This is a genomic window from Bacteroides sp. M10, from assembly GCF_014334015.1.
Taxonomy (GTDB): domain Bacteria; phylum Bacteroidota; class Bacteroidia; order Bacteroidales; family Bacteroidaceae; genus Bacteroides; species Bacteroides intestinigallinarum.
In genome coordinates this window covers 1,923,187-1,949,268 of the sequence record NZ_CP060488.1, presented here as the reverse complement: position 1 = coordinate 1,949,268, position 26,082 = coordinate 1,923,187, and the positions used below count along the sequence as shown (strand labels likewise).

Here is a 26,082-nt window from a genome sequence, read left to right as displayed (position 1 = left end):
CTTTATCTCCCGAGCCCAACCAGCATACTTATGTATTTCGTCAATATAGAGTTTTTTCCTCTATGCTGATAGAAGTCCATCGCCAGATCAATCAGTTTATGTTCTGCAAAATACAAATCATCAGCTGTCACAAACAAGGTCTCGTCGATATTATCATATAGCTTGATATGTTGCAAAAGCATAGTTGTTTTACCAACACCGCGTGGACCTAAAATAGCAATAAGCCTACTACTCCACTCTATCTCATCATGGAGATAACGGATAAATTCAGTGGATATGTCGCTAAGCAACATCCGGTATGACCTATAAAGCGTATCCATCATTTCTTGTTTTGGGGTTATACAGAAAAATATAGAGTAAATTGCCGAATGAAAGCTACAGTTTTTCTAGAAAATGCTAGTTTTATTCGGCAATTTACTCTATATCTATCATAATCCTCACAGAAAAAGAATACTCATTCTTTAATATATAGCGGATAATTTCATAGTCAAAATGCATATACGAATAACCTTTAAGCCAAAGATAGTATCAAAAAACATTTAACTAAGAAACATAATTATGATAACCAACAAATAACAGATTCCACTTATTTTAAAGACCCCATCTTATATCCAAGATCTGTTTGATATAATATATTCTTTTATTGAATAATAGACGCACATCAAAATTATAGTGCCAATCATATCCTTGCTCCCATATAAACCACATAATTTATAAGAGAACATCAGAGGCATCAAAAAATAAGAACAGAAATAGCCAACTACTTACACTACAATATCTAGCAATATAGTCCTAAATAATAAACATTATGGAATCTTCTGAATGATACCTTCCCAGCTATCAATACCAATCCGCTGCAAGTATTGTTCAAAGTACTCATTTTCTGCATCAGTACCAGCTTTTTGATAAGTCATCCATACCGGTTTAGCTTCCCCCTGATATTCCGCATCATTGTATTTACGTAATCCTAAACGAGCACCATCACCCAGATGATCGAACCAACTATGCCATTGGATTCCATTAATCCCTTCCAAAGCATTGATCTTCTTCCACCCAAAAGCAAACCCAGCAGCTTGATTCTGCAAATCCTTATCCGCATAACTTGGAGAGCATGTTCCAGCCTCAGAAAGCCACACAGAACGCCTGATGCCTCCCTTATATTGGTTTTGCGGGATACTAACCCATTTATCCAATACTTCAAGGTTCTTCAATGTCACATATTCTGTATCCATAGAAAAAGTAGCCTGAGCATCATCCCAAGTACAAGGATTCCCCAATTGAGCCGGGTAACTATGGCATGCCAATGACCAAAAGAAGTCTCCCTCTGCTTTACAAAACAGATTCATAAAGTCAAGCATATCTCTGACCTTATACCAACCGCCCCCAGCAGCAATATTCCATCCATGAGAGAAAGAAATAAAAACCTCTGAATTCTGGTCATATTGATGTACAATATTATAACACATACGCATTGAACGAAGATACGTATCCATAAATGTAGCAATTGGTTTATCTCCCATATTTGTCCAATGACTACCTCCATCCACCTCATTATGAATAATCCAATGCGCAATACGCATACCAGGTTTACTATATCTTTGTGCCAGAAAATCAAGCGCAGCAGCATAACATTGCGTAGACTCTATAGTAGTCATATTAGGCATGGTATAAGGAGCTATGCCATTAAAATCCGGATGTTTCAGAAGTTCTCCAGCATCTCCTTCAGGAGAAACCAACAAAATACCAGCAACAGAAATATTGCGCTGGCTAGTTTGTTCCAATACCACATCAAATGCACTTCTAAGATACTCCTCATTAAAATAATAAGTTACTCCCCCATACACATACGGAATATCTCCCGACTGTTGAGAAAGATGCATAAAATTTGTAATAGGAATATTTATTGTAGCACTGCTGATTCCTAATTCATCTAAATCTGATGCAAGAAACTCATGATTTATAAGTCCCCCCAATCCTTTTTTAGACTTTAATGGAATAGCTCCAACATTTTGTTTTACATAAATTCCATCTGCCCCCACATAACGAGCATGAGATACTTGCTCATCTTTTTCTACTCCTTCCTTAAATATTGCCCACTTAGATAACAAACGATCATACTGATAACCACCAATAGCCGCATAACGATTCAAATGGATTTCAAAAGAATTCTGTGACAAAACTGTTTTATATATAGATTCTATCTTTTTTGCTTTAAACATATCAACAAAAGGCGGTATTTCTCCTAAAAAGAAAATTCCATCCCCCTGATAGTTTCCCTGGACACTAATTATGTCCTTCCCGACGGTGATATCAGTCACATGGCAATTATAACCCTTATTTAGATAGTCTTTTATATTTTGCTCATATTTTTCCTTATTGAGAATTTCATTATCTTCTTCCTCCTCTTCCTTCCTTTCCTCCTCATTCATTACACGCAGACATATATTACGTATTTGTATCGTATTATCAGGAACATTACCAAAATCTATCCGCAAATAATCGCCCTTTTTTCCCCAATCAAAATCTTTACGATATTGTTTTAAACGCACGCTAAAAGATTTCCATGTTTCAGTACCCGGAACTTCCCCTGCACTCATGCTATGAGAAGCATCAATATTGGTTTCAGCATCTGCGAAAAAAAGTTCCAGATTGCTTATACCCATCATTGTCTGGTATTCAAACTCAAGCACATTACATTCCTCTGGAATGTCTTCCTTAAATCGGCCACCCGTAACCCACGGATCTCCATCAATAGTTTCTATAATATAACTATCATCCTCATTTCGAGTTAAAACTACCCCTGATTTATATGGACCATCTAATAGCATATAAACAGGAGGAGTTATGATCTCTTCAGGAGGTATAGAACCTCCTCCAGTGTCTTCCACAAAATCATCACCACAAGAAATCACATTCACAATTAAAAACGGTATTAACAACGGCATAACACAACGCCTTACAACATATACCAGCTTTTTGGTACAAATAATACTTAACATTTTCATAATTTCAGTTTTAGTTAATAATGCAGATAAATTAAAATTTTTCAATAATATTCCAATCAGAAATTCCAATTACGGATAGAAACTGTTCAAAATATTCATCTTCTTCTGTGTTTGCTTTTTGATAGACATACCAAACCGGCTTTGCTTCTCCATTATAAGTTGCATCCAGATACTTACGCAACCCCAAGCAAGCCCCATCACCTGGATGATCAAACCAATTGTGCCATTGTATTCCGTCTATGCCTTCTAATGCGTTTATCTTTTTCCATGCGTAAGCAAAACCTGCCGCCTGTTTCTGAAAATCCTCATCTGAATATGTAGGAGAATTTACACCTGCCTCTGAAAGCCATACAGAACGCTTAACAGTCCCTTTATACTTATTTTCTTTAGACAAAGCCCATTTATTCAACACCTCTAAATTCTTGAATGTTATATACTTTGTATCCATAGAGTAAGTTGCATCCGGGTCAAGCCATGTACAAGGATTAAATAATGATTGCGCATAACTATGATATGCCATAGCCCATTGGAAATCTCCCTCAACCCGACTATAAGTATTCAACAAATCAACAATGTCTTTACTAGTATACCATCCCACATTAGAAATATCAGTCCACGAATGTGAAAAAGAAGCGAACACCTCTGCATGTTCATCATACTGACGCACAATATTATAACACATACGCATAGACTTTATATAAGTATCCGAAAAGATAGTAACAGGCTTCACTCCCATATTTGTCCATGAGAGCCCACCATCAACCTCATTATGTATAATCCAATGAGAGATACGTCCATAGCGATTATCTGATCTACAATACCTTCTAGCTAAAAAATCAAGTGCCGCAGCATAGCAATTTACCGACTCCAAGGTTGTCATATTAGGCATCGTATAAGTTCCTTCACTATAATCCGGATGCTGTAATAATTCTCCAATTCCCGTATCTACACTTCGTGAAGCCGGATCAATTAAAATAATTGCCGCAACGGAGATATTCCTTTTTTTTGTTGCTTCTAATAAAACTTTGTCTAAAGTATTATTGAGATACTCTTCATCCATATAATACGTTTTTCCTCCATATAGATGTTCTATATCTCCTGCTTTGGGAGTAAGATGCATAAAATGAGTAATACAAACATTAATTGTAGCACTACTAATACCCAATAAACTTAAATCTGATATAAACGAATTTGCAGTAAGACCTCCCAGTCCTTTCTTAGAAGTCAATGTAATAGGAGATAAATGTTGATATGCCCAAATTTCATCTGCATGTCGTGCATGAGACACCAATTGGTCTGCTAGATCTGTCATTTGAAAAATAGCCCATTTTGACAATAACCGATCATATAAAACACCTTCTCTTTCAATAAAACGATCTAATACGATACTAAACGATGCTTCAGTCAGCTCTACCTTATATGGGGCCTTGTCTATCTTTGTAACATCCAAATAAGGAGGGATCTCACCCAAATAAAAATGCCCTTCACCCACACAGTTACCCACAATTTCAATAGAGGATTCTGTTACAGATACTTTATTTATAACAGAGGGATAAGTATTTCGCAAATATTGTTTCAGGCTATCTTCATATTTCAGATCATCTTCATTATAAATTGAAGATATAACTTCTTCCTCTTGATCTTCATGACATCCAACTAACAACATTAGTCCAGATAACAAAAACAATACAAAAAGCAACAATCGCTTCAGTCTATCACTGCTTACGAGTGATCGATTTTCAAATATGCCCATAAGTAAATAAAAATAACAGGTTTAGGATTCTTTCGTACAAAGATAGACTATACGATTGAAAAAAAGATTTTGTTTCTCTTTTTTTGTTTATCTTTTTTGTTTTAAACATATATAGATATCACAAAAATTATCCAAACTTTATTCATTTTTCTAATCACTGAACATATATTATTACGCATAAATCACTATTTTTGCAAAAAAAATGCAGGAATAATTATCATAGAGAAAATCCTTAGAGACTCCTATAAGCACAAAAACAGAATTTCCACATGATTATAGCACACTAATATACAATCAACCAACAACAATCATCATAAACCAAAACAATAGAAATGAACCTAAACAATACGCCACAACTATCCATAATCACAATTAACAGAAATGACGCTCAGGGCTTAGAGAAAACTCTAGAAAGTATATGGAAAAAACAATCCTTTAAGGATTTTGAACATATTATTATTGATGGAGCCTCAACCGATAATAGTATTAACATTATAAAAAAGTATGCATCACATTTATCTTATTGGGTATCAGAACCTGATAAAGGAATCTATAATGCTATGAACAAAGGAATTATTAAAGCTAAAGGCAACTATCTTTTGTTTTTAAATTCCGGTGATTGGTTAGAAAATGACATTCTAGCACGAGTATTTAAAGAAAATTTCACAGAAGATATTGTCTATGCTGATTTATATCAGTATCGCAATGCTGATGATATACAAATCAGCCCTTATCCCGATAAATTGACCCTACCTTTTATATATAATTATTCTTTAGGACATCCGTCGACTTTTATTAAAAGAGAACTCTTTAAAAATATGCTATATGAAGAAAAATACCGGATTATATCAGATTGGGCTTTTTTTATAAAACAGATCCTTTTGTTTAATCGCACAACAAAACATCTAAATTTTGCAGTCTCATACTTTAATGTTTATGGAATAAGTTCTGACCCTAAAAGTGGCAACTTAATCATGCAAGAACGTTCCGATTTTTTTAAAAATAATTTTCCCTATTTGATTAGCGAGTTTTATCAGAATCATACTACCCTTCAAGAGAAGGTAAGAACTCAAGAGCAGGCATTAGACATATTATCAAAGCACCGAGTTCAACAACTCATAGACACTGTTTGGATCCAAAGAAAAGCACGACAGTATATTAAATTCTTATTTTTAATAGAAAGATTTCTTAAAAGAAAAAGATAATAAACACCTCAAGTCGTCACTCTGAATATCTAAAAGAATCTAATGCCGACCTCTATCCAAACATCATACAATAATAACATTGAATATACAATATTAGAAATGACGAATATTAATCAAAAAAAAATAGTAGCTTTGCAATCTATAAACCAGAAAAAACTAATGTATAACATCATTGTTAACAGAAATAAAAAATGAGAAGAAAGTTGATTCGAAAATATAAAGCATTCAATCAAGACTTTCAAAGGTCTAAAGAGCTATTTCTTAAATGGTTTATTCCCGAAATCAAAAAAAGGTTTTTTGGAGTAAAGAAAATCAACTATAAAGACATCCCTATCATTATTAACAACTACAACCGTTTGGAAATGCTAACAAAGCTAATCCATAGCTTAGAAAGTAAAGGATACCATAATTTATATATTATTGATAACCAATCAACATACCCTCCACTATTAGAATACTATACAAGATTACCATACCCTGTATATATGTTAAATAAGAATGTCGGGCATCTATCATTGTGGGAAACAGGGATATTTAAGCAATTCAAGGATTCTTATTATGCCTATACCGATTCTGATTTAGAGATCCTCCCTAATTGTCCTGACGATTTTATTGAGAAATTTATTTTATTACTACAGAAATATCCAAAAGCATTGAAGGCTGGCTTCTCAATCTGCATAGACGACCTACCAGATCATTATAAATTAAAAGAAAAAGTTATAGAGTGGGAAAGCGTTTTCTGGAAAGAAGAAATAGAGCCTAACATATTCAAAGCTTTAATAGATACAACCTTTGCTGTATATAAGCCCTATTTTATCGGGGAACCTATTGATCCAGACTGTTTCTGTATTCGAACCGGCTACCCTTATTCCGTCAGGCATTTACCTTGGTATATGAATAGCGCAAAACCAACTGAAGAAGAATTATATTATTTGGGGCATATTAAAACGCTAACCCATTGGTCAAAACAAAATCAGACAAATACAAACTCGGCTAAAAAAGAGTGAAAAATATATCTATAATGTTCTCTATTAAATAACGCAATAAAAATATCAGATTATGAAATGTTACATTTGTCTGACAGACTCCATAGTCACTCGAAAAGACTATCTTGATTTACTAAAAGTCATGTTAATCAGTGCTAGGAAAAACACATCTCTCCATTTAGTTTGCCTATATGATGGCAACACCAATGACCCTGTTTATAACTTATTAAAGGAATTCAATGTAGAAATAATCCTCCATCAATTGCCCTATAAGCTAGAGTTGATGGAGATATATCCGCGTGAATGGATGTTGCAGAATTTAGGGAAAGAAATCGAATATAACCGAATTTTCGGAACATTTATGAGAATGGAAATCCCTGTTGTGGAAAAAGAAGAAAAGTATGTTCTTTATTCTGATATAGACGTGATTTTCAATGCTGACATTTTACTTGAGGAACTTCCACATCCCACTTATCTAGCAGCTGCCCCAGAATATGAGCGTAATGTGGAAGATATGGAATATTTTAATGCAGGAGTATTAGTTATGAACATCCAAGGCATGAAAGAGAAATATGAGGAATTTATTCTTAAAATGAAAAATAGAGAAAGAAACATATCCGGACTTTTTGACCAAGGATATTTAAACGAATTATGCTTCAAAGACATGGAACTACTACCAATAGAATATAATTGGAAACCTTATTGGGGTATCAATGACAAAGCTAAACTTATCCATTTCCATGGTATGAAGCCTAGTAGCAATCTCAATGAGGCTGGTTTTATTACTGATAATTCTTTTTTCCGTATCGTTTTTGATGCAAATCCTGGCGGCTATGCAGGATATGTATATTATTTTACTCAATTCTATGATTATCTGGGAAGAAAAGACGACAAATGGTTATACAATCACCTACAAGAAGTTTTCAATTTATATAAAGATCCATCTTTTTTCTTTTCTAAATATAACAAGTATAAGCTTAAATACCAGAAATATAAGAAATACTATTTAGTTACTTTAGGAATATCCTGTGTCTTACTGATACTGTTATGTTTAACCCTTATTCTACAACAATAATGAAGAAACAACCATTGATATCAGTTATCGTTGCTTCGTACAACTATGCTAAATATATAAAAGAGACTTTAGATTCTTTAATCAGACAAACCAATAAATCATTTGAAGTTATTGTTGTAGATGATGGAAGCAAAGATCAAAGCCTTCCTATAATAGAAGAATATGCCAACCGTTTTAAAAACATAAAACTATACACACATCCCGGTAACCAGAACAGGGGATTAGCTGCGACTGTAATATTAGGAATTGAAAAGTCTAATGGAGAGTACATCGCATTCTGTGAGAGTGATGATTATTGGACCAATAACCATATTGAATATTTACAAGATACAATTCAACAGAATCCTTTAGCAAATTTCATAGTCAATGGTATCAAAGTTATAAACCTATCAAATAACCCTGAATATGATTCATATATAGAATTTAGTTCCTCATTCCTCAAAAAACATTCAGGCAGTAACATATTTCCCTACCTTGATTCAAACTATATCCCCACATTCTCCGCCGTTTGTGTAAAAAAAGAAGTAATTCAAAATATTAATTTTAGCACCCCTTACCCCGCATGGTTGGATTTCTGGCTTTGGAGACAAATATGTGTGTTCAATAAAGTCTATTACATTCCCCAGGAATTAACTTTATGGAGAAAACACAATGAAAGTTATGATGCAGTCTCTGATAATAAAGATTTCAACGGCTTTATAAAAAGCTCAGACCAATATCTAGTATCTCAATACAGTTTATCCCAGATAATAGCCAATGCCAATATTCCCAAAGATAAAAAGTCTCTCAAACAATTTATTAAATCTTTTTGCCACTTCATATCATTCAAGAATGAATAGCAGCAGCTAATGCGTAAAGAATCTAAAACGTTTTCAAGATGACAATATAGAATCAAAGGCTCAATAAAAACATTAAAATTCATCTTTAAGAATAGAAGTATAAACCGATAATCTCCGATCCAACATTTCTTGTGGATTATACATATTCTTCATTTTGTCATTAGCCTGATGAACCAACATTTTTTGTAACTCCAAATCATTGGATAATTTAATCATAGCATCTGCGAAATCAACAGTATCATCGGCTATCAAGCAATCTACGCCGTCGCTAAAATGAATACCTTCCAATCCTTTTGAAGTTGTAATAAAAGGAACATTTGAAGAAACCATATCAAGTATTTTCATTCTCATACCACTTCCGATACGAATAGGAACAAGAGCAATGCTCCCCTGCAAGAAAGAGGTCAAATTCTCAACGAATCCAACTAATTCCATCTCAGGACAAGCTGTTCGTAATTCAGCAGAATAGCGTTCATATCCCATTCCAACCACTTGCAAAGTGAACTCAAAATTGCATTTACGTAAATAAGGAACAATTTCCTTACAAAGCCATACAACAGCATCTAGATTTGGAAAATGTTCTCCATATCCCACAAAAGTAAAACGTCGATGAACACAAGGGATAAACTCCGTCTCTGAATTCGATTCAAATTTTACCACTGCAGGAGAAGCATAAATATGATCTTCACGACCTAAATAGCTAGTTAACAACAATCTATCGACTTCCGTTAAAGCAATTATATGCTTATACTTCTGCAACGCATTCCATTCGAAGTCTTTTGCAACAAGAAAATTCATCCGATCACTAGGCCGTATTACCTGAAAAAGGTTCATCTCATTCTCGTTACGTATATATCGCAATTCATGATGAACGAAAATCGTCTGTACATTCTGAGGTAACACATATCCCAATGCTATCAATTCATAAAACTCTACCTGAATGATATCAAACCCTGTATGTGCTACTTTTGTAACATAATCTATATATTGTGTATCAAATTCTTTATATACAGAATTAGGTAAAACAGACTTTTCACGTACAAAATCTTTATCTTTCAACAAATCAACGGTACCGTTTGACGTAGATAATAACTGCCTCCGCATTTTACGCTCAATAGACATCTTGAGCTTTTTCAGCCACTTATAATAAAAAGGATTTCGCACTAAAGGAGAGTCCGGTTCTTCTTTTGTCTCTTTAACAAAAGTATAAAAATCCACATCTTCCCACAAATCTTCTAACTTTTCTACCCTTTTTGCCTCATCAATCGTCCAAGCATAAAACAACACAGAAACTGACATTTTATGACGGATATAGTCTACCATTTGAAAGAAAGCCTGATTTCCCCCAGAATTCAAAGGATAAGGAACGCAAGGTATAATAAAAAGTATTTTCTTCATTTTGTATTTCAATAAAATTAATATTCAACCATCTCTTTCTAACTAGGAGATAAATTATAGACTGAACATTTCATCAAAAGAAATTATCTCAAATAAAAAGTTTGGCTTTCAAAATATGGGAACGTAGGACACGTAAAGCCACAGTAGGAGAGAGTTTTCTCAAAATAGCATATAAACAAACCAAATCTTTTAGACTATAATTCCCTCTTACAGAACACTCTAGTATTACATTCACATAAGCCACCAACGCATCTTGAAATCTAGACTCCCGGAGATTTAATCTATAATTCATTCCAATCCATTTTAGAAAAAGTCCGGTAGCTTTAAGCTTCTCCCCATCAAAACGTGTAGAATTACTTATATTCTTATCTTCAGCATTCCGCCAATAAACAGGAGTTCCCGGTAATGAAATAATACCAGATGCATAATCCGCAAACTTTGCCCATGTTGCATCATCTGAACACCATGCCAAAGGAAACCTAACAAACCCTCCTGTTTTCTTCCAAACATCACGTGTAAATACATACTCACACGCAGCAGAGGATATTTTACCACTTAACTTGTCTAATAAGAAATCATAACCAGAAATCCTTTCTGTCTCAAAAGGTGGATTAGTATATTTCAGTTCACCATACGCATCTACTATAGCCAAAGGAAAGCGAAATACAGCATCGCATTCTCCAGACTTCTTCCAAACCTTTATTACCCGCTCTACAGCATCTGGTGGCATTAAATCATCATCTGAAAAAAGCCATACCAGCGGCTCATCAGATAATTCAATACAGCGCTCCCAATGAGCAACCAAATCTCTCCCACCCCAATTTTGTTCAAAACGAAAATAGAATATATCTAATTTATCCTTATAATCAGATACTATTGATTCTAAATCATCAGGACTGGCATCATCACCGATATAGACCGTAAAATCACGGTTACTCTGCCTTACAATAGAATCTAAAACCTCCCGAAAAAAACAAGCTTTATAAGCAGGTATAATGATTGCCAGTTTATTTTTCATTTTTCTAACTATTCAATAGTTTCATTTGCAAAGATAAGTAAATGAGATGAAAGATTTGCATTAATAAGATCACTTTAATTTCTGATATTCTCGATTCTAATAGAGACAAACCTAACAATCAATTATACAAGAACAATTGACTTTATATTTTGGAAGCTCCCTATACCCAAATAACATCAAAAGCCATAGCAGAGTATTAAGTTAGATGAAAAACATATTGCCTTAAAATCTATACCTCTGAGATTAATAACTTGCCACTCTTATTTTTTCTTTATACCTTTGTGTCATTATGTATAAAAACAATCTGTACTTCTATAAAGTGGTACTTCACCTCAATCTATTTTAATTCACCATGGATACTGATATTATAATACCAATCTATAATGCTTTTGATTTTACCAAGAAGTGTATAGAGACTGTGATTGAGCATACAGACCTTACTAAACATACCTTACTACTTATCAATGATAAAAGTACAGACCAGCAAATCCTTCCTTTGCTAAACCTGTTTACAACAGAATATCCATCTTTAAATATTACAATAATCAACAATGAGAGCAATCAAGGATTTGTACGAACGGTTAATATCGGGATGCAACACTCGTCACGCGATGTTGTTTTATTAAATAGCGACACAGAGGTCACGAAAAATTGGCTCCCTAAAATACAAAAGTGCGCATATAGCAAAGCTGCAATAGCAACTGTTACTCCACTATCTAACAATGCGACATTAGCATCCGTACCTGATTTTATGTCAGAAAATACGATACCATCAGATTTTACGATAGAGGAATATGCAGAAATTGTTGAAAGATGCAGCATGAACCTATTCCCTGAAATTCCTACTGCAAATGGATTTTGTATGTATATTAAACGAGAAGCCATAAACAATATTGGTCTCTTCGATGAAAAAACTTTTGGAAAAGGCTACGGTGAAGAAAATGATTTTTCATACAGATGTCTACAAGCTGGATATAGGCATCTACTATGTGACAACACATACATCTACCATAAAGGAACCCAGTCATTTTCTCAAGAAAAAACAGAGCTAATAAATTCTCACCTACAAATATTAAAAAGTAGATATCCTTCATGCGTCGAGAACACAGAGTCCTTTGTACAACAAAATCCAATTTCAGATATACAGTTAAATATCCGCTATGCCATTAATTCACATTCTAAGAAAAATGTATTAATTGTAATACATGATTTCAAAGAAGCCGAAAAGAAAAATATAGGAGGAACAACTTTACATGTACATGATTTAATAACAAACATGAAAGAAGAATTTAATTTTCATGTTCTTTATTATTCCGATGATGATTTTAAATATCATGTAACTTCTTTTTTACCATTTGACAAGATTACCTCCACCCTAGGTCCATATTCACAATATACGACATTAAACCTCTATAATGATACATTTAATAGAGACATTAAAATACTAATAGACACTTTAAAAATAGACTTAATACATATCCATCATTTAAAACACATGTATTTGGATATATTCAAAGTAGCAAAAGAAAGAAGCATCCCTGTCATATATACTTTACATGACTTTTATTCAATATGTCCTTCTGTGAAGCTCTTTAACAAAGAAACTTTTCTATGCAACTATGCTAACGCAGCAGGATGTGGTTCATGCATAGCAAAAACATTCAACCTGAATATCAACTTCATTCCACTTTGGAGAAAAGAGTTTTATGAAAATCTTAAAACCGTAAAAAAGATCATTGTTCCATCGTACAGTACAAAAAATATATTCCTGAACACATATAAGGATTTAACAATCGAAGTGGTAGAACATGGTTATGACAAAATAAACAGAAAGCCTAATAATGACAATCCAGATAAAAAGAAGAATAAAAAGTTTAATATCGCCTTTATTGGATATATAACAGAAGAAAAAGGACTAAAATATTTAGAGGAATTAACAGAGAAAGTAAAAGGCACAGACACAAACATTCATCTTTTCGGACAAACAACAAACAAAAAATGCAATAAGAATAAGACAAATTATGTTTATCACGGCAAGTATATACAACAAGATCTTCCCAACTTATTACTAGAGAATGACATAAAATTAATCTGCTTATTATCTATGTGGCCCGAAACATATTCTTATACCTTATCAGAAAGTTTAATTTCAGAGATCCCCGTAATCTCATTTGATCTAGGAGCAATTGCCGAACGAGTAAAAAGAGCTGATGTCGGCTGGATTTTACCTATAAATAGTACATTAGACGATATCTTTAAACTCATTTCAACTATAAAATCAGCCCCACAAGAGTATAAACAGAAAGTGGAAAGAATCAGACATCTTTTAAAAAATATGAAGTCCTTAAAAGATATGGGCAACGAATATACAGAAATATATAATAAAACGATCAACGCATTTCCTGTTAAAAATCATGACATATACTATATACAATCAAGGAATGAATTTTATAGAAAAGGAAAAGAGATCCCGACATTAGACCTTAAAGAAGAAAAAAAAGAGTATAAACGAGTAAAGCATATTATTAAAAGTTCAGTTCCTCTCAAACAAGCTTTTAATGAAGTGCAAAATTTTCGCCACACCTATACCAATAGTAAATGCAGAAACAAAATCTTTTTCAAATTTATATGGTACAGAATTCTACGAATTAATATCTAGAGAAATCTTTTTGTAAGATTTCTCTAGCTCTGGCTCGAACACGAGCAACATTATATATTCTAGAAAAAAACAATCACCTCCCTATATCTAAAAGCCATCTTCTTGCATACTTTTTACCACCTTTTCTGTTTCTTCTAAATAACGGAATCCCCATTTTAAATCAGGTTCCAAATGATTACCTTCTGCCCATTCATTCCAAGCATTGACAAAAACAAAATTCTCATCTTTGCTATAAGGCACAAATTTATTCATAACCGAATATAACCATTCACCGTATTTTTCGGGAGTACTCTTGTCTAAAATAAACATCTTTTGCTTTCGACGAGAAGTATTATCCCACATTGGAGTAACCCCCGGATACATTTTATAGTCAGGAAAATGAGTTTTACAGATATAATCTACATATTCCGAGTAATCAATCTTCTTCTTCTTACATGTATTAAAAAGGTGACGATTTATATTATAAGCAAACTTTCGTAATGGATTTCTCTTTTTTTGAAATTCATTCATTTGATGAGTGAAAGGTTGAAACTCCACAGCAGCATCAAAACCATCCTGAAGGTATTCTTCTCCATAACAATCCATAGTTTCGACGCGGCATAAATACAACTCCACTCCTTTACTAAAAGCTTCTTCCCTCCAAACTCGAATAGTCTCTTTCATATTCGGGAAAAGCATAGAACGATAAATTAAAAATACAGGTTTACCGTCTACTCTTATATATCGAGAATCACTAAATACATTATCTAGCAGATAACGGATATGCGCACGATCATCCTCTTCCGAATAATTTTGAGCAATCAAAATATGACGACTTCCACCATCCCATGCCCGTGTCCAATTTTCATTAGCCCAACAAAGCATAAATGGAAAATCAGGGTTGCCAGAAGATAATACTTCTTCTAGCGGTCTTTCCATCAATTGATGACCATTAAACCAATAATGATAATAACAAAAGCCATTAATCCCGTACATTCGAGCCATATCAGCTTGCTGCTGGCGAACTTCCGGGACACGCAGATCATAGAAACCTAAATCTGCCGGTAAATGTGGCTGATAATGGCCACGATAAAGAGGCCTAGCCTTAACCACATTTCTCCATTCAGTAAATCCCTTACCCCACCATTCATCATTTTCAGGAAATGGATGATATTGCGGCAAATAAAATGCTATAATTCTTTTGTCAACCATATCTTTCTTTATTGCACTTCACAATTCATTACAACCTATCTCTATCTCTTGTAGGTTGCCATGGATTCAAAAAACTCATGTATTTATTAACTCGTTCCCATCTATATGTCCACACACTTGTGCCAAAACATCCTTTCAGTTTTTCAAACAACAACAATCTCATTTTCGGATCAACTTTTGCACGCTTTATATTTTTATAAAGCATTCCATGTCGCATCAAACGCTTATAACGCCCTATTGGATAAGAAAATGATTCAACATAATGTACTACTTGAATATCTTCAAGAATCGCATTACCTGAAGCGTTACCCTCAACAGTTGTACTTGTTGAATGCAATCGAAAAAAGTTTAGCTTTTCATATAACTCAATAACACTCCCTTGCCTCGCCATCTCTATCCAAAAAAGCCAATCACCACTATAGCGCATTGAGAAACAAGACAAATCCTTTATCTGTTCAAAACATTGTTTACGAAAGACAACACCACTAGCATTGTAAATATAATTGCGCCAATAAAGATTCTGTTTTATATAATCTTCACTATCAAAAACACCTATATTGTAAGGGCGGCGTAATTGCTTTGAAGTCCAACGGTCAAAATCTGTAGATAGTTTATTCCCTTTCTCGTCTATACAATGTGAACCTAAAAAACAGAAAGAAGCATGAGGATATTGATTTAAGATAGAAACAGCTTTTTCCAAAAAAGAAGAATCAGCCACATCATCACTCTCGGCAATCCATATATATTTTCCACGAGACAAACTTATTCCTTTTTGCCACTGTATAAAAGGACTCCCTGTATTGACTGAATTAATCTCCAAATGAGCGACACGAGAATTTGTTTTATAATGGTTTAAAATAGACACACTATCATCGGTTGAAGCATCATCCAATAATATTATTTCATAGTCTGTATATGTTTGTGCCAATACTGACTCGATACGTTGCTGTAAAAAACGAGCATAGTTATAATTAGGGATGATTATACTAACTTCTATCGGATAATTTTCCATTACAAACACACTATTTATCTTAGTTATTATAACAAACTGATAGCAAAGATACGGATATTATTCTTAAAAAAGAATGCTAACCCTCTAATGTTTAGCAAAAAAGCCTTTAACGCTTGTCACAACCAAATAAAATGTATACATTTGTAGAATTTTAGTGCAAGCCCCCTTAACTATTTAACTAACTTAGTAATAATTATATGAATAAACCCATGGCGAGCAACATAAGTACATCGCTAATTATATCCACCTATAATAGAAGCGACGCATTAGAATTATGCGTTAAAAGCGTGCTACGTCAATCTCTCCTTCCAGATGAAATTATCATTGCCGATGATGGTTCTAAAGAAGATACAAGAGAACTAATTCATCAATTAGCAGCCTCCTCCGAAGTCCCTATTATTCATGTTTGGCATGAGGATCTAGGCTTCAGACTGGCCTCCATCCGCAACAAAGCTATTGCGAAAGCATCTAAAGAATATATTATACAAATTGACGGAGATATCGTCTTACACAAAGATTTCGTCAAAGATCATGTACATTTTGCTAAAAAAGGCAGTTTCGTAACCGGTAGCCGTGTATTAATCCGGGAAGGTTTAACCAAAAAGATGCTAGCAGAAAGGAACTGCATTATCTCTATTCACGACAAAGGTACTAAAAACACAATCAACGGAGTACATTTGCCTTGGCTAAGCCCACTACTTCAGCATTATCGCCAATGGGATATCTCATATTCCAGAGGGTGCAATATGGCTTTCTGGAAAGAGGATTTATTAAAAGTCAATGGGTACAATGAAGCTATTACCGGATGGGGAAGCGAAGATCATGAATTAGTGTGCCGCCTCATCAATAGCGGTGTACGCAAGCGTACCATCAAATTTGCGGGAATTGTGTTCCACCTTCATCACGAATTACATGGAACGGATAATTTGAGCAACAACCGCAGTATTTTGAACGAAACGAAAGTCAGGAAACTAACCTGGTGCGATAAAGGAATCATACAAAACTAATATGGAAAAGAATTTGAACTTTTTAGATCGAAACGAATTTAACTACAGTCCATCAAAAGAAGTAGTAGAAGCTTTAAAAAACTTCGATATAAATAAACTTTGTTTTTATACCCGCATTTATGATGAAGGAAAGAAAAGTATATTATCTGTTTTCTTATCCGAACTTTACGATATAGATGAAACACAAGTCTTATTAGGATACGGCGGAGAAGATATTCTGAAACAAGCTGTACACTACTTCCTGACTCAAGAAGATGGAAATAAAACGATGTTGATTCCCAAGTTCTCATGGTGGTATTATAAATCAATTGCAGATGAGGTGAATGGCCATACTTTGCAATATCCTCTCTACGAAGACGGAAATACTTTTAAATATGACTTTGAGACGCTAAAAGATATGATTCAGAAAGAGAATCCGAAGATTCTTTTACTAGCTTCTCCCAATAATCCTACCGGCAATGGTTTAACTCCGAAAGAATTGGATGAACTGCTTGCAGAAGTGCCCAGCCAAACAGTGGTACTGATAGACGAAGCATACGCTTCTTTTGTTTCAACTGATACCAGTTACATCAAAAAGCTGGTCAATAAATATCCGAATTTGATTATTTCCCGTACTTTATCCAAGTTTTATGGATTACCCGGTTTACGTATGGGATTCGGATTTATGAGTAAGGAACTGGAAAAATTCAGCAGATACAGCAATAAATATCTGGGATACAACCGGATATCCGAAGATATCGCTATTGCGGCTCTCAAATCGGACGCACACTACCGAAACATCGCCAAACTAATGAATGAAGACCGTGAGCGTTACGAAAAGGAAATCGGTGTATTACCCGGATTCAAAGTATATGAATCGGTTGCCAACTTTATTTTAATCAAATACCCGATAGAACTGAAAGAGGCTTTACAAAAAGCTTTTGCTGAACAGAGTTATAAAGTGAAATTTATGAATGAACCGGATATCAATACTCATTTGCGTATCACATTGGGACGCCCAGAGCAGAACCGGATCGTTATAGATACAATCAAAGAAATAGCATCCAAATGAAAGCAGTAATATTAGCCGCAGGAATAGCTTCACGCTTACGCCCGCTGACCGATACGACGCCCAAATGTCTTCTCAGGATAGGAGAACGATGCCTTTTGGAAAGGGCTTTTGATGCCCTGATACAAAACGGATTTGATGAATTCATCATTGTCACCGGGTATCGCCAGCAGCAAATCGTAGATTTTCTACAGGCACATTATCCAACCCAAGATATTACTTTCATCTATAATGACAGGTATGAATCAACCAACAATATCTATTCATTATGGCTCACCCGTCCATATACGGATGGGGAAGAAATTTTGTTATTAGACAGCGACATTGTATTCGATCCGCAGATTGTAGAGAAGCTGCTTCATTCGGATAAGGACGACATATTGGCATTGAATCGCCATGAGCTCGGAGCAGAAGAAATAAAAGTCATCGTGGACGACGCACAAAAGGTTGTTGAAATCAGCAAAGTTTGTTCGATATCCGATGCTATCGGAGAATCTATCGGCATTGAAAAGATGTCAGTTGAATATACCAAAGCGCTATTCCGGGAACTGGAAATTATGATTACTACCGAAGGACTGGATAATATATTCTACGAACGGGCTTTTGAGAGACTGATTCCGCAAGGATATAGTTTTTACGTTATGGACACCACCGAGTTCTTCTCGGCCGAGCTGGACACAGTAGAAGACTTTCAACAGGCACAGAAGCTGATTCCAGCCAGTCTTTATTAATTAAAATCAGATAGAATGGCTAATTACGACATCCGCCCTCTACAGCTTCGCATATTAAAGAACTTATTAGCTGTTGACAAAGTTTGCAAAGAACATAATCTGCGATATTACATCATGGCAGGCACCATGTTGGGAGCTGTGCGCCACAAAGGATTCATCCCCTGGGATGATGACTTGGATATCGGAATGCCAAGAGCTGATTATGACTTACTAATGGCTAATGCCAAAGAATGGTTACCGGAACCTTACGAAGCGGTATGCGCTGAGAATGATAAGGAATATCCTCTTCCATTCGCAAAGGTGCAGGATGCCAACACAACTTTAATCGAGCGTATGCATCTCAAATACCTGGGAGGTGTATATATTGATATATTTCCACTAGATGGAGTTCCGGAAAGCCGTATGGCGCAAAGAATGCATTTTGCGAAGTATGAGTTCTACAAACGAGTACTTTATCTTATTCATCGCGATCCATACAAACATGGAAAAGGTCCCAGTTCATGGATACCGCTATTATGCAGAAAGTTTTTTACCCTTACCGGAGCGCAGGAAAGCATCAGGAAGGTGATGAAGAAATACGATTTCGACCAATGCGCATTAGTCTGCGATTATGATGACGGCATGAAAGGAATTATGTCGAAGGATATCCTGGGCACTCCTACTCCCATTCGGTTTGAAGATGAAGAAGTATGGGGAGTACAGAAATACGACGCTTATCTGTCACAGAAATATGGAGATTACATGACCATACCTAAACAAAGTGGACAAAGACAACATAATTTCCATTATTTAGACTTGAATAAACCTTATCGGAATTTTGAAGTCTAATTATAATCACATAAAGGTAAGAAGTAGAAATGAGAATAGGTTTTGACGGAAAACGTGCAGTACAGAATTTCACCGGTTTGGGTAATTATAGCCGCTATATAGTGGATATTCTATGCCAATTCTTTCCGGAGAATAAATATGTGCTGTATGCCCCTAAGAAACGGGAAAACAAGAGGCTGGACAAATTAACGAAGCAGTATCAGCAACTACAGCTTTCTTATCCCACTACTTCTTCCTGGAAAAAGTTAAGTTCATTGTGGCGAATATGGGGCGTTACTCAACAACTGGAAAAAGAAAAAATCGATATATTCCACGGACTTAGTAATGAGTTGCCCCTGAATATACATCAAAGCGGGGTAAAAAGTATTGTAACGATTCACGATCTGATCTTTCTGCGCTATCCGCAGTATTACCATTCGATCGACAGGAAAATATACACATACAAATTCCGCAAAGCCTGTGAAAATGCCGATAAAATCATTGCTATCAGCGAATGTACCAAGCGTGATATTATTGAGTATTTCAGGATTCCCGCCGACAAGATAGAAGTTGTTTATCAGGGATGTGATCCTTCATTCATGCATCCTGTAGCAGAAGAGAAGAAAAGAGAAGTCCGGGCTAAATATCAGCTACCGGATCACTATATCCTTAACGTAGGAAGTATTGAAGAACGCAAAAACGCCCTTTCAGCGGTGCAGGCACTAATGATGCTTCCTGAACAGATTCATCTCGTCATTGTAGGACGTCATACGGAATATACTGATAAGATTGAACGTTTCATTAAGGAGAATAAGCTGGAAGAAAGGGTACATATCATCAGCAATGTTCCTTTTGATGATCTACCGGCTTTTTATCAGTTAGCAGAAATTTTTGTATACCCTTCCCGTTTCGAAGGTTTTGGTATTCCCATTATAGAAGCTCTATACTCCGGCATTCCGGTAGTGGCCGCTACAGGATCTTGCCTGGAAGAAGCCGGAGGTCCCGACTCTATCTATGTAGATCCTGACGATATCAAAGGAATGGCCGATGCCTTCAAACAGATATACGCAGATCCTGAGAGAAAAAAGAATATGATTGAAAAGGGGCAAATTTTTGCTAAAAGATTCGCAGAAGAAAAGCAAGCGGAGGAGATCTTAAACATCTACAAGCAACTAATGAAATGAACGCACTTAAACATACAATAAAGAAATTTATATATGGCACTCTTCCATATTATTTTATGAAAGGGTATAAACCTGATTCACCCTATCTGAAATATTATGAATATATTAAAGAGCACGGATATTCAAGGCATTTGTATGAATTCAAAGATGAATATACAGACATGCCTGTCAATGTACAAAAGGATGAGAAAAAAGGCTTATACTATGTACAACAAGAGAAGAAACGGCTCTATTTCAGGAAGAGTACTCCACCCAAGAAGATTCAGAAGTACTACAAAGCCTTGAGTATGGAGCAGGACAAGCGATCACCGCATCACTATTTCGATAGCGTAAAAGATGTCACGGGAAAGGTTTTTGTAGATGTCGGTTGTGCCGAAGGATATTCTTCACTGGAAATTGTGGAGGAAGCCAAACATATCTATTTATTTGAACAGGACGAGCAATGGTTAGAAGCTATCAGAGCTACCTTCGAACCATGGCAGGATAAAGTGACGATTGTCCAAAAGTATGTAAGTGACCATAATTCTTCGAGAGAGCAAACATTAGACGATTTCTTCAATAATCAGACGGATGAACATCTGTTTCTTAAAATGGATATAGAAGGAGCCGAACGGCATGCATTGGCGGGATGCAAGAACTTATTTCAGAATTGCCAGAAACTAGATTTTGCCATTTGCACATATCACCTGCGTGATGACGAAGAAGTTATCTCTGCATTTTTGAACAAGCATAACTGTACATATATTAATCAAAAAGGTTTTTTCAGGCATAGAATCCGCAGTGTAGTGATGCGCGGAAGTAAGAAGTAATCGATCATTGATAATCAGCAGAAAGCAATTCACAATAATCATACTTGCACAGGTACGTATCATAGATATGCTTTTCCTTTTTCAATAAGAAACGTGAGATATGCGGTTCCCAAGAAAAGAACTTACGCACGGAACGGTATAAACGGAAGAATAAAATCAGGGACACAATATGCTTTTCTTTTTCTTTCCGTGCCGCACGACGATAAATGTAATGAGTAAAGAACTGATCGCTGTAACGAAGGGCCAGACTGACCGTAGATTCGACGTCCCATCCACGCAAAGAAGCATATTCTGTCATGATGTAAGTCAGTACCTCACGCGAAATACACAAACGGCACATATTACGGCATACCGTATCACAATCAATATCCGATAGCAACTGCATACGATTCACGTCGACCAGAGAGAAACTGTATTCATTCGTTTCATTCTGATGAATCAGTATATTACCGGGAGAATAGTCCAAATGAAGGATACCTGCCTGATGCAAAGCAGCAGTGTAGCGCGCAAAAGCTGAAAGTTTGTCTTCATTCCCCTCCACTTTTCCATCCATCAGGGAACGGACAGTTTCGCCGCCATCATAACAACAAATGTAATAGCTATGTGAGAGAAGACCATCTTGAAATTGTTCGATCATAGCCACTGGCTCCGGAGTGTCAAAGCCATGCTGTTGAATCTCCATAGAATAAATATAGGAACGTTCTGCCTTCGACTGGCGGAAAAACGAATATACAACACGATTGATGATGTGAGGCTTTTTAAAGCTCTTCACCACAACATCAATGCTGCCCAAACTAATCCGTTTTAGAACATTACGACCATCGTACACCACATCTCCTTCGTTCTGGAAGGACCTCGGAACTTCTTCTATCTCCTTCTGCAAATGTGCGTACTTGGGATTTACAATCACTCTCATTACACTCTCCTATATAATCACTAATTACAAAGATTGAGCAAAGATAAAGAAATTAGGTCATATTCCGACTATATTTTTCTCTTTTCTCACAAAGATTGGCTAACTCTCTTCACATATAAGCACCGTCACAGTGACTTTAATCGTTTTTTCTTTTTTCTTTTCATTTATATTTAGACATAAATGCTTTTTTTTAGTTATGTTTGCACGGTAAAAAGCATAAAGAAGTTTAAGCATGAAACCAATCAAAAGAATTCTGATTATTCGATTTAGACAAATAGGGGACTCAATTCTGGCTGTTGCATTGTGCAGTACGCTGAAAAAAAGTTTTCCCGACGCAGAGATACACTTCGTGCTTAATAAAAATATTGCTCCACTCTATGAGGGGCATCCGGACATAGACAGAGTCATTACATTTGACAAGAATGAGAATAAGCCGTTCACTGCATATATAAAAAAAGTATGGCAGGTAATGCACCAAAACAAATACGACGTAATCATCGACATGCGCTCTACCATACGGACTCTTTTTTTCTCTCTTTTTTCATTAAGAACTCCTTTCCGGATAGGGCGCATCAAAGGATATACACGTTTCCTACTGAACTACCGGACAGATACTTACAGCAAGAATCTGACAACTGATATGGTACAACGTAACCTGTTGCTTGCAGCACCATTAGAAAAGATCAGACCTATTCAATACACAAAAGAATTCAAGTTATATCTGACTGACCGGGAAAAAGAAGATTTCCGATATTATATGGAAAAGGAAGGGATTAATTTTGCACACCCTGTGTTACTAATAGGAGTCACAACCAAACTCATCCATAAGAAATGGAATACGGAGTTCATGATAGCCACACTGAAAAGAATTTTGGAGGAGCACAAGGACATACAAATGATCTTCAACTACGCACCGGGGTACGAAGAAGAAGACGCCAGAAATATCTACAAGGAATTAGGATGTCCGGAACGTATCAAGATCGATATACAAGCTTCTTCATTGCGACAGCTGGCAGCACTTTGTGCCAACTGTTCGTTTTACTTCGGGAACGAAGGAGGAGCCAGACACATCGCCCAAGCTCTTGGAGTTCCTTCATTTGCCATTTATTCACCAAGTGCATCAAAATCAATGTGGTTACCCGCCAATTCCGTACTTGCCGAAGGAATCAGTCCTGACGACATTCTTTCGCCGGAACAACAAGCGACATTAACCTATGAAGAGCGTTTTGCATTAATTACTCCCGAAAAGGTATACGGACAATTGACTTCAATACTAAGGCAATTGAGCTAACTCCCGATACAAATCAAGGTAGGCTTGTATATGCTTCTCGTAACTGAATGAAGCGGCATGTTCCTTGATTTTTTCCAAGCGCTCCTTGTCTTTATAAAAATCAGGTAGATGCTCCCGGATACTTTGCACCATAGATTCTGTATCCAAATGCTCCCACATGATAGCGTGTCCATTACAAACTTCCGGTAAACTAGTGCGATTAGCGGCAAATACAGCCTTCCCAAATTGCATAGCTTCCACCACCGGCAATCCAAAACCTTCTCCCTCACTAGGAAACAGGAATGCCTCACAGTTCCGATATAACCAGATCTTCTCGCTTTGAGAGATAACATCCGTCAAAAAGACATTAGTGAGCTGATTCTCACGAATCAGATTGCGCACTTCTTCAGCATAAGCAAAATGAGCATCTCCACAAATATATAGATCATATTCCGGGAAATGACGCATTACGTCAACCAAGAGATGGAAGTTCTTTTTTCTACGGATTTGTCCAATTGTAAAAAAGAAAGGACGCCCTGTAACAAACGACGGCTTTGTTCCTTCCAATGTATCGATTCTCTCCACTCCATTATAGATGACCCGGATTTCCTTCCCTTTCAAATCTACATGCTGCCGAATGACGTCTGCCACATAATGAGAGATCGTAGTCACGACCGCTGCCTTATTGACCTTATTCTGCATCCGGCGAAGATACATTTTCGCCTTCCAGGGCTTTTTCTCTGTTAAGAAATTAAAGTCGTGTATAGTAAAGATAAACTTTGTACCGCCGGCAATACGCAACAACTTGCGCTGTTGATTCACTGCATGCCATACGTCTACCTTGGGAAGGGTAAAAGGAAGAAACTTATTGATACGACGTACCGGAACAGAGGTCACATTCGGGCCAAATTCCTGCATATATTTCTGCCGCAATAAATATACAAAATGAAGATCATCTACCGGCATAGACGAAAAGGCAGTTGCATAGTTGGCCGCAATCTGCCCGAAACCGGCTGTGAGACTACCATAATTCGTAAGATCTATCAGTACCTTTTTCTTTCGTTGTATCTCTTTCATCATTATTTGATTCTATGCTCTTTCAGCTCAATAAACTGCTAATTTGAACTTTAGCAAGGATTAATCTACAATCCCTTCTATTTTCGCAATAATCTGCTCCGGCTTTATATCCCTCAAACAGGCATAATCACCTCGCCAGCAAGGTTTCTGTCCATATACAGAACAGGGACGGCATGACAAATCGAGTTGCACGGTATTGACCGGCAATTGTTTCCAGCCCATAAAACCAGCGTAGGGATGGGTTGCTCCCCAAATAGAGACAACCGGAATATTGACCAAAGATGCCAAATGCATATTGGCAGAATCCATTGAAAGCATCACGTCCAGATGGCTCATCAGATTCAGTTCGGTACGCATATTCAGTTTACCAATCATTGAAACAACAGAAGGATATTTAGCAATCCATGCATCAAATACGTCCTGCTCGCTTTTACCGCCTCCAAAGAGGAAAACCTTTACTTTGGGATTGGCAGCAAAATGTGCTATCACTTGTTCCTGCAGTTCTAACGGATAAATCTTACCTGCATGTTTGGCAAAAGGAGCTATACCAATCCACTTTTGATCTTCTTTAGGTCCTGTGACTGGTTCTATTTCCGCAAAGTTTCCTTTTCCTTCGCCATAAATAGAAGAGAAATTTAATAGTACCGGTAAACCCAGCTTCTCAAGTACATCGGCATAACGACGAAAAGAACTCTTCTGATTCTCCATCACCTTATCATGACGGCGAACCAGCTTCTTTTTGCCTGCCCTTCCTTTACAAATGGAAGCCACCGGTTTATTGGCAAGACGGAATCGCAAACATAAATACCTAGAACGAAGTACATGATGAAAATCAGCAATGTAATCAAAATGCATCGCTTTCAATTCCGAATAAAGGCTATTCAAGCCCCAAAGCCCCTTGTGTTTGCCTGTTAAATCAGCTCCGACAAAACCCACATTAGCAGGCAACCCCTGAAAGAGCGGCTGCCATACAGCACGACTTAACACTGTTATTTCATGCTGCGGGTATTGCACAGCCAGCGAATGTATTACCGGGATTGTCATGGCTACATCGCCAAGAGCTGAAAAACGAATAATGAGAATACGCGCCAT

At 36.2% G+C, this 26,082-nt stretch carries 22 protein-coding genes; 12 read left to right on the top strand and 10 right to left on the bottom strand.

The window, feature by feature from the left end:
• Positions 1 to 2: 2 nt before the first annotated feature.
• The 3 genes from H8796_RS25365 to H8796_RS06975 all read right to left on the bottom strand — a co-directional run bounded on the left by H8796_RS25365 (position 3) and on the right by H8796_RS06975 (position 4,758).
• Positions 3 to 320 (bottom strand): AAA family ATPase, encoded by a 318-nt coding sequence (locus H8796_RS25365; RefSeq protein ID WP_255502181.1) that lies wholly within the window; start codon positions 318 to 320, stop codon positions 3 to 5.
• Between the two features lie 486 nt (positions 321 to 806).
• Entirely contained in the window at positions 807 to 2,999 is a 2,193-nt protein-coding gene (locus H8796_RS06980; protein WP_117937687.1) for a DUF5722 domain-containing protein, read from the bottom strand.
• 37 nt (positions 3,000 to 3,036) lie between these two features.
• A complete protein-coding gene (locus H8796_RS06975; RefSeq protein WP_117971860.1) occupies positions 3,037 to 4,758 on the bottom strand; it encodes a DUF5722 domain-containing protein in 1,722 nt (573 codons plus the stop codon).
• A gap of 332 nt (positions 4,759 to 5,090) precedes the next feature.
• On the opposite strand from H8796_RS06975, the gene H8796_RS06970 reads away from it, so the two are divergent.
• The 4 genes from H8796_RS06970 (at position 5,091) to H8796_RS06955 (ending at position 8,863) form a co-directional block, all read left to right on the top strand.
• Positions 5,091 to 5,963 (top strand): glycosyltransferase family 2 protein, encoded by an 873-nt coding sequence (locus tag H8796_RS06970; protein WP_117937677.1) that lies wholly within the window; start codon positions 5,091 to 5,093, stop codon positions 5,961 to 5,963.
• Between the two features lie 191 nt (positions 5,964 to 6,154).
• Positions 6,155 to 6,970: a glycosyltransferase family A protein gene (locus tag H8796_RS06965; RefSeq protein ID WP_004324342.1), complete on the top strand. Its 816-nt coding sequence runs from the start codon at positions 6,155 to 6,157 to the stop codon at positions 6,968 to 6,970.
• A 52-nt stretch (positions 6,971 to 7,022) separates the two neighbouring features.
• A complete protein-coding gene (locus H8796_RS06960; protein ID WP_117937675.1) occupies positions 7,023 to 8,024 on the top strand; it encodes a glycosyltransferase in 1,002 nt (333 codons plus the stop codon).
• Entirely contained in the window at positions 8,024 to 8,863 is an 840-nt protein-coding gene (locus tag H8796_RS06955; protein ID WP_117937673.1) for a glycosyltransferase family 2 protein, read from the top strand. Before H8796_RS06960 ends, H8796_RS06955 begins: the two co-directional genes overlap by 1 nt.
• A gap of 72 nt (positions 8,864 to 8,935) precedes the next feature.
• Here H8796_RS06955 and H8796_RS06950 read toward each other — a convergent pair whose 3' ends face one another.
• Entirely contained in the window at positions 8,936 to 10,261 is a 1,326-nt protein-coding gene (locus H8796_RS06950; protein WP_117937671.1) for a glycosyltransferase, read from the bottom strand.
• Positions 10,262 to 10,349: 88 nt separating this feature from the next.
• A complete protein-coding gene (locus tag H8796_RS06945) occupies positions 10,350 to 11,279 on the bottom strand; it encodes a glycosyltransferase family A protein (RefSeq protein ID WP_117937669.1) in 930 nt (309 codons plus the stop codon).
• Positions 11,280 to 11,631: 352 nt separating this feature from the next.
• Between H8796_RS06945 and H8796_RS06940 the strand changes: the two genes are divergently transcribed.
• A complete protein-coding gene (locus tag H8796_RS06940; RefSeq protein WP_117937667.1) occupies positions 11,632 to 13,938 on the top strand; it encodes a glycosyltransferase in 2,307 nt (768 codons plus the stop codon).
• A gap of 87 nt (positions 13,939 to 14,025) precedes the next feature.
• On the opposite strand, the gene H8796_RS06935 is transcribed toward H8796_RS06940, so the two are convergent.
• Positions 14,026 to 15,129: a glycoside hydrolase family 99-like domain-containing protein gene (locus tag H8796_RS06935; protein ID WP_074559313.1), complete on the bottom strand. Its 1,104-nt coding sequence runs from the start codon at positions 15,127 to 15,129 to the stop codon at positions 14,026 to 14,028.
• 28 nt (positions 15,130 to 15,157) lie between these two features.
• Positions 15,158 to 16,141 (bottom strand): glycosyltransferase, encoded by a 984-nt coding sequence (locus H8796_RS06930; protein WP_004324335.1) that lies wholly within the window; start codon positions 16,139 to 16,141, stop codon positions 15,158 to 15,160.
• Positions 16,142 to 16,338: 197 nt separating this feature from the next.
• On the opposite strand from H8796_RS06930, the gene H8796_RS06925 reads away from it, so the two are divergent.
• The 6 genes from H8796_RS06925 to H8796_RS06900 are packed head-to-tail and all read left to right on the top strand — an operon-like array spanning position 16,339 to position 21,727.
• Entirely contained in the window at positions 16,339 to 17,148 is an 810-nt protein-coding gene (locus H8796_RS06925) for a glycosyltransferase family 2 protein (RefSeq protein ID WP_004324334.1), read from the top strand.
• 1 nt (position 17,149) lies between these two features.
• Positions 17,150 to 18,199: a histidinol-phosphate transaminase gene (locus tag H8796_RS06920; RefSeq protein ID WP_004298294.1), complete on the top strand. Its 1,050-nt coding sequence runs from the start codon at positions 17,150 to 17,152 to the stop codon at positions 18,197 to 18,199.
• On the top strand, positions 18,196 to 18,927 hold the full coding sequence (locus tag H8796_RS06915) for an NTP transferase domain-containing protein (RefSeq protein ID WP_117937665.1): 732 nt from the start codon (positions 18,196 to 18,198) through the stop codon (positions 18,925 to 18,927). The genes H8796_RS06920 and H8796_RS06915 overlap by 4 nt, the downstream gene beginning before the upstream one ends.
• Positions 18,928 to 18,942: 15 nt before the next feature.
• Positions 18,943 to 19,755, top strand: coding sequence for a phosphorylcholine transferase LicD (locus H8796_RS06910; protein WP_004298296.1), 813 nt, complete (start codon positions 18,943 to 18,945; stop codon positions 19,753 to 19,755).
• A 29-nt stretch (positions 19,756 to 19,784) separates the two neighbouring features.
• Entirely contained in the window at positions 19,785 to 20,918 is a 1,134-nt protein-coding gene (locus H8796_RS06905) for a glycosyltransferase family 1 protein (RefSeq protein WP_117937663.1), read from the top strand.
• Complete coding sequence (locus H8796_RS06900; protein WP_117937661.1) at positions 20,915 to 21,727, top strand: FkbM family methyltransferase; 813 nt, start codon at positions 20,915 to 20,917, stop codon at positions 21,725 to 21,727. Before H8796_RS06905 ends, H8796_RS06900 begins: the two co-directional genes overlap by 4 nt.
• A gap of 4 nt (positions 21,728 to 21,731) precedes the next feature.
• Here the strand turns inward: H8796_RS06900 and H8796_RS06895 are convergent, their stop codons facing one another.
• The gene (locus tag H8796_RS06895; protein WP_004324329.1) at positions 21,732 to 22,643 is read right to left on the bottom strand and encodes a lipopolysaccharide kinase InaA family protein; all 912 of its coding nucleotides are present in this window, start codon (positions 22,641 to 22,643) and stop codon (positions 21,732 to 21,734) included.
• 232 nt (positions 22,644 to 22,875) lie between these two features.
• Here H8796_RS06895 and H8796_RS06890 point away from each other — a divergent pair, with 232 nt between their 5' ends.
• Complete coding sequence (locus H8796_RS06890) at positions 22,876 to 23,934, top strand: glycosyltransferase family 9 protein (RefSeq protein WP_117937659.1); 1,059 nt, start codon at positions 22,876 to 22,878, stop codon at positions 23,932 to 23,934.
• Here the strand turns inward: H8796_RS06890 and H8796_RS06885 are convergent.
• Together H8796_RS06885 and H8796_RS06880 are read right to left on the bottom strand one after the other, a co-directional pair.
• The gene (locus H8796_RS06885) at positions 23,917 to 24,993 is read right to left on the bottom strand and encodes a glycosyltransferase family 1 protein (RefSeq protein WP_117937657.1); all 1,077 of its coding nucleotides are present in this window, start codon (positions 24,991 to 24,993) and stop codon (positions 23,917 to 23,919) included. The genes H8796_RS06890 and H8796_RS06885 overlap by 18 nt on opposite strands.
• Positions 24,994 to 25,050: 57 nt before the next feature.
• On the bottom strand, positions 25,051 to 26,082 hold the full coding sequence (locus H8796_RS06880) for a glycosyltransferase family 9 protein (protein WP_117937655.1): 1,032 nt from the start codon (positions 26,080 to 26,082) through the stop codon (positions 25,051 to 25,053).

Excerpts from the sequence above, each read along its gene's own strand:
- H8796_RS06905 (WP_117937663.1), top strand. The coding sequence starts at position 19,785 with ATGAGAATAGGTTTTGACGGAAAACGTGCAGTACAGAATTTCACCGGT.
- H8796_RS06895 (WP_004324329.1), bottom strand. The coding sequence starts at position 22,643 with ATGAGAGTGATTGTAAATCCCAAGTACGCACATTTGCAGAAGGAGATA.
- H8796_RS06940 (WP_117937667.1), top strand. The coding sequence starts at position 11,632 with ATGGATACTGATATTATAATACCAATCTATAATGCTTTTGATTTTACC.
- H8796_RS06950 (WP_117937671.1), bottom strand. The coding sequence starts at position 10,261 with ATGAAGAAAATACTTTTTATTATACCTTGCGTTCCTTATCCTTTGAAT.
- H8796_RS06965 (WP_004324342.1), top strand. The coding sequence starts at position 6,155 with ATGAGAAGAAAGTTGATTCGAAAATATAAAGCATTCAATCAAGACTTT.
- H8796_RS06970 (WP_117937677.1), top strand. The coding sequence starts at position 5,091 with ATGAACCTAAACAATACGCCACAACTATCCATAATCACAATTAACAGA.
- H8796_RS06880 (WP_117937655.1), bottom strand. The coding sequence starts at position 26,082 with ATGGCGCGTATTCTCATTATTCGTTTTTCAGCTCTTGGCGATGTAGCC.
- H8796_RS06890 (WP_117937659.1), top strand. The coding sequence starts at position 22,876 with ATGAAACCAATCAAAAGAATTCTGATTATTCGATTTAGACAAATAGGG.
- H8796_RS06925 (WP_004324334.1), top strand. The coding sequence starts at position 16,339 with ATGAATAAACCCATGGCGAGCAACATAAGTACATCGCTAATTATATCC.
- H8796_RS06900 (WP_117937661.1), top strand. The coding sequence starts at position 20,915 with ATGAACGCACTTAAACATACAATAAAGAAATTTATATATGGCACTCTT.
- H8796_RS06955 (WP_117937673.1), top strand. The coding sequence starts at position 8,024 with ATGAAGAAACAACCATTGATATCAGTTATCGTTGCTTCGTACAACTAT.
- H8796_RS06980 (WP_117937687.1), bottom strand. The coding sequence starts at position 2,999 with ATGTTAAGTATTATTTGTACCAAAAAGCTGGTATATGTTGTAAGGCGT.
- H8796_RS06920 (WP_004298294.1), top strand. The coding sequence starts at position 17,150 with ATGGAAAAGAATTTGAACTTTTTAGATCGAAACGAATTTAACTACAGT.
- H8796_RS25365 (WP_255502181.1), bottom strand. The coding sequence starts at position 320 with ATGGATACGCTTTATAGGTCATACCGGATGTTGCTTAGCGACATATCC.
- H8796_RS06935 (WP_074559313.1), bottom strand. The coding sequence starts at position 15,129 with ATGGTTGACAAAAGAATTATAGCATTTTATTTGCCGCAATATCATCCA.
- H8796_RS06930 (WP_004324335.1), bottom strand. The coding sequence starts at position 16,141 with ATGGAAAATTATCCGATAGAAGTTAGTATAATCATCCCTAATTATAAC.
- H8796_RS06915 (WP_117937665.1), top strand. The coding sequence starts at position 18,196 with ATGAAAGCAGTAATATTAGCCGCAGGAATAGCTTCACGCTTACGCCCG.
- H8796_RS06910 (WP_004298296.1), top strand. The coding sequence starts at position 18,943 with ATGGCTAATTACGACATCCGCCCTCTACAGCTTCGCATATTAAAGAAC.
- H8796_RS06885 (WP_117937657.1), bottom strand. The coding sequence starts at position 24,993 with ATGATGAAAGAGATACAACGAAAGAAAAAGGTACTGATAGATCTTACG.
- H8796_RS06960 (WP_117937675.1), top strand. The coding sequence starts at position 7,023 with ATGAAATGTTACATTTGTCTGACAGACTCCATAGTCACTCGAAAAGAC.
- H8796_RS06945 (WP_117937669.1), bottom strand. The coding sequence starts at position 11,279 with ATGAAAAATAAACTGGCAATCATTATACCTGCTTATAAAGCTTGTTTT.
- H8796_RS06975 (WP_117971860.1), bottom strand. The coding sequence starts at position 4,758 with ATGGGCATATTTGAAAATCGATCACTCGTAAGCAGTGATAGACTGAAG.